General features: G+C 73.7%; 4 protein-coding genes. 3 read left to right on the top strand and 1 reads right to left on the bottom strand.

The genetic code is table 11. The features are described 5' to 3' along the window. Window positions 1-122: 122 nt before the first annotated feature. Window positions 123-377, bottom strand: coding sequence for a hypothetical protein (locus ACR9ZG_RS18290; protein WP_481286271.1), 255 nt, complete (start codon window positions 375-377; stop codon window positions 123-125). Between the two features lie 149 nt (window positions 378-526). Here ACR9ZG_RS18290 and ACR9ZG_RS18285 point away from each other — a divergent pair, with 149 nt between their 5' ends. The 3 genes from ACR9ZG_RS18285 (at window position 527) to ACR9ZG_RS18275 (ending at window position 4,241) form a co-directional block, all read left to right on the top strand. Continuing rightward, complete coding sequence (locus tag ACR9ZG_RS18285; RefSeq protein ID WP_481286270.1) at window positions 527-3,367, top strand: hypothetical protein; 2,841 nt, start codon at window positions 527-529, stop codon at window positions 3,365-3,367. Between the two features lie 192 nt (window positions 3,368-3,559). Then, on the top strand, window positions 3,560-3,772 hold the full coding sequence (locus ACR9ZG_RS18280; RefSeq protein ID WP_481286269.1) for a hypothetical protein: 213 nt from the start codon (window positions 3,560-3,562) through the stop codon (window positions 3,770-3,772). A gap of 22 nt (window positions 3,773-3,794) precedes the next feature. Then, window positions 3,795-4,241, top strand: a complete 447-nt coding sequence (locus ACR9ZG_RS18275; protein ID WP_481286268.1) for a hypothetical protein — start codon at window positions 3,795-3,797, stop codon at window positions 4,239-4,241. The last annotated feature ends 83 nt before the right edge of the window (window positions 4,242-4,324 follow it).

Below are 4,324 nucleotides of genomic sequence, written 5' to 3'. Positions count from 1 at the left end.
CCCCGCCCCCCCCCCCCCCCCCCCCCCCCCCCCCAACAAAACCCCCCCCCCCCCCCGGGGGGGGGGGTTTTTTTTTGGGGGGGGGGGGGGGGGGGCGGCCGGCGGCTTAGGCGGCCGGTGGCTCAGGGCTCCTTGTAGTCGCCCTCGGTGTAGTCGCCCTGCTGCGTCTCCGTCGACTCCTCGACCACCTCGTCGGTGTCGGTGTAGCTGCCCTTGGTCTCCGTCTCGGGGCCGACGCCGTCGGTCTCGGTGTACTGGCCGTGGACGGTCCGCTCGTGCGGCGCCTCCCCGTCGACCTCGGTGTAGCTGCCCTCGAGATCGTCGCGCGCGTCGTCGTCGATGCGGCCGGTCCGGTCATCCTCGTGTGGGGTGCTCATACCGGGGAGCCTACGCCGCAGCGCCTGCGAGGGCTATGCCCCGCCGGGCACTCCGCCGCCACCCCGCGACCGCCCCCTGCAACGCGTCCGTAGCCGCCACCCGGAGCACCGGAGTAGTCTGCGCGCGTCCACGACGAAGGGGCGGCGCGATGACCGACTCCGAGACGCAGGCGGCCCACCCGCACCGCATCCTCGAGCTGCGCGTGCACGGGATCAAGAACACGCCGCCCGCCGAGATGCTCGGCGTGCCGCAGAGCGAGCTGCGGCAGACCCAGGGCGACGAGAACGGCGGCTTCTGGTGGGCGCCGCACACGCCGGAGCCGGACCCGGACGACCCGCCGGACACCCTCGACCCGGCCGTCCCTCCACCCGAGGTCAGGCGCGAGGCGTACTCGTGGGGGCTCCTCGCGCGGTACGGCTCGGGACCGCTGCTGTTCATCGGCCAGTTCTTCGTGCAGCTGGCCTGGCTCCTCCTGCTGCCGTTCGGCCTCGCCAACACCGCGTACTGGACGCGCCGCATCCCTGACCAGCACCCCGGCGGCGAGTGGAGGGGCGGCATCGGCGCCGGTTCGCTGCGCATCTTCGCGCTGGGCCTCACCCTCCTCTACGTCTGCGCCCTCGGCTCGATCAGCCTCGATCTCGGGGCGCAGTGCGTCGGCGGGGGCGCCGCGGCCGGTGCCGGGCCGTGCCCCGCGCTCCCGCAGGCGGTGACCGACTTCTTCACCGGCCCGCTCGCCTGGCGCGGGAGGCAGCTGGCCGTGCTCTCGGTCGTGCCGATCGCGGGCATCCTGCTGCTCTACATCGTCGCCCGCCGCGCCCGCACGCGGTACGAGGCCGCGATCTTCGACACGACCGACCGGATGCGCCGAGCCCAGCACCCCGACGGACCGGTCAGGCCGCTGAGCTCCGAAGGGTTCTGGCAGACCTCGCGCGTCGGCTCGCCGACCGAGTGGCTGCACCTCGGCGCGAGCTTCTTCCTCATCGCGCTGCTGCTCGCCTGGGACCGTCTCTTCGCCGTCTACAGCGGCACCGCCGACTGCGCCAAGCTGCAGACCTTCGTGGCCAACGGCTGCGCGGCGCGGGCGGTGTCGGGAGGGCACTGGCTGTTCCTGCTCGCCCTGCTGCTGGGCGCCGCCGGGCTCACCCTCACCTTCGTCCTCGTCGGCGTCTTCTCGGACACGGAGGACAGCGGCGACCGCCCTGTGGCCCGCTTCCTCGCGGACAAGCTGCGCACCCGTGAGCGCAGCTCGCTGCTCCTGCTGTGGGTCGGCGTCCTCGTCTACCTGCTCACGGTCGTCGCGCTCGCGGTCGACGGCGACTACGGGCGCGCGACCGGCCCGGACGGCACGGCGCCGGCCTTCCTCGGGCTGGTGACCGCGCCCTCCCTCATCCTCGGGGTGCTCGTGGCCATCGCGATCTCGGCCCTCAGCTGGCGGCGCGGCGTGCCGCACGCGCTCTCCATCGCGATCATGGCCGTGGCCGGCGTGAGCTTCCTCATCGCCGTCGCGCTCGGGCCCACCCGGCTCGACGAGGCGGCGCGGCCGGCGCGGGCGGCGTTCTTCATCATCGCGGCGGCCGCCGTGATCGTCGAGCTCGCGCTGATCGCGCTCTGGCCGCGGCTCACCCGCGACCCGACCCCGCACCGGGTCGAGGGATGGGGAGGCACGGGCCCCGGCGTCATCATGCTGCTGGCGCTCGGGGCGGCGATGATCCTCTCGACGCTGCTGGTGCTCGGCACGCAGGCGTGGCTCGGGACGGGGGCGCCGGCCTGCGGCTGCGTGACGCCCGCGACCGTCGCCCTGCGGCCTCCCATCGTCTACCAGAACTTCGGCGACGTGCTGCCGCTGATCGCGATCGTGGTCGCCGTGGTCGCCGGGGTCGTCTTCTTCCTGCGGACGCGCTGGGTGCCGATGCTGACCACCCCGCCCACCCGTGGCGGCAGGCGGCCGCTCGTGAGCCCGGTCTCGCAGTACCCGGACGGCGTCGTGCAGCGGGCGGAGACGCAGGACCGGCTGGCGCTGAAGATCCTGCGCGCCCGCCGCCAGGCGGCCCTGTTCCACCGCGGGGAGCCCATCCTCGGGCTGCTGGCGGCGCTGCTCGCGGCCGGGTTCGTTGCAGCGCTCGCCGTGTCGTACACCGAGGTGTACCGCTGGATCGACAGCTTCGTCGGCCCGGTGCTCGGCATCATCGCCATCGCCGTGCTGGTCGTCATCATCGAGAACGCGATCACGGCCAAGGAGCGGCCGATCAGCGTGATGTGGGACCTGATGTGCTTCCTCCCGCGCGCCGGCCATCCCTTCGCGCCGCCCTGCTACGCCGAGCGCGCGGTGCCCGAGCTGCGCGACCGGGTGGTGGACTGGCTCGGCCACGACCTCGTCCCTCCCGCCGGCCTCGACCCGGCGGACCGGCTGCGCTGGCGTGAGGAGGTCGACGACCAGTCCCTGCGCCAGGAGCGGCCGTACAAGGTGGTCGTGAGCGCGCACAGCCTCGGCGCGGTACTGGCGGTGGCGTGCCTGTTCACGCTGCGGCCGGGCGGCGCCTCCCGCATCGCGAACGTCGGACTGCTCACCTACGGCACCCAGCTGCGCGTGTACTTCGGCCGGTTCTTCCCGGAGCTGTTCGGCCCGCAGGTGCTCGGCACCCTCCCGCAACTGCCGCCGTCGCTCGCCCAGGCGGACCCCTGGTACGCCCAGGTGCAGACGGACCAGCTCGGTTCGCCGCCGGAGTTCCCGCCGTCGCGGGCCACCGACCCGACGCTGGTGCAGCTGCTCACCCAGCCGGACGGCCGCGGCGTCGCCTGGTTCAGCCTGTGGCGCCGCACCGACTACCTCGGCTTCCCGGTCAACAGCAACGCGCCCAACGCGATCGACCGCGGCGCCGACGAGTTCGGGCCTCCCCGCTACCTGATCAAGGTCGCGACGCACCCCGACTACCCGTCGTCGCCGCAGTACGCCGCGGCCCTGCGCGAGCTGATCGAGCGGCTGGGGTGAGCGCTGCGGTGAGCGCTGCGCCCGCCGCCTCCGTCGAGGGGCGTCGTTCTGCCGCTATTTCGGCCCTTTCCGACAGAATGACGCCCTTCGGTGACGGGCCTGGGCGCGTTGCGGAGGCGGCAGCTTACGCCGGCCCTGTGAGCCGAGGAACCCCCCTTGCGCCGGCGGTCGCTCGGGCGTTCTGTGACCTCCATGAGCGACACGAGGAACGACGAAGAGCCGGTCACCGGCAACGACCCGACCAACGGGCTCGCCGGCGACCTCGAGGGTGACGACGGCGGCACCGTGGACCCCACGGCCGACCAGAACACCATCCAGGATGTCATCACCGACCTCGACCCCGACGAGGGGATCGAGGAGACCGGCGACGGCACCACCTCGTACAGCGAAGAGGGCAAGCCGTAAGGCGGCCAGGAGGGAGCAGCGCATGAGCGACACCAGTGGACTGCCGAACACCGACGCCGAGGGCGTGCCGGCCGAGGACCGGCCGGAGCGCTTCGAGCAGGGCCCGGGCGGGGCCTCCGGAACCGCCGACGCCCCCGATGCGTCCGGGTCGGCTGACTCGTCCGAGTCGGTCGACACGTCCGAATCGGACGTCGCGGGCGCCGAGGAGGCCGGCTCCGACAACGCCCCGGGCGCCGAGCGCGACGCGCAGGCGGCCGAGCCGGCCGAGACCGAGTCCGGCCAGGCGGGCGACACCGGCGCCGGGGTCTCCGAGCCCGGCGAGACCGGGGTCGCACCCGAGGGCGCGGAGGACGTCACCACCGAGGCGACCACCGGCTCCGAGAGCGCGGAGCCTCCGCCCGCCGACTTCGACCCGGCCCAGCAGCCGTCGAACCCCGACCTGGTCGGGAACACCGAGCCTCCGGACTGATCCGGACCAGCCACCGGGTCACGCCTCGATCCGGTCCCGACGGCCCCGCCTCTCATCCCAGGGCCTGTCTCTTATACACATCT

It is taken from the genome of Leifsonia sp. KNZ12-8B (assembly GCF_056755495.1).
Note: the sequence above shows the minus strand (reverse complement) of the source record. Positions and strands in the feature narration are given on the sequence as shown.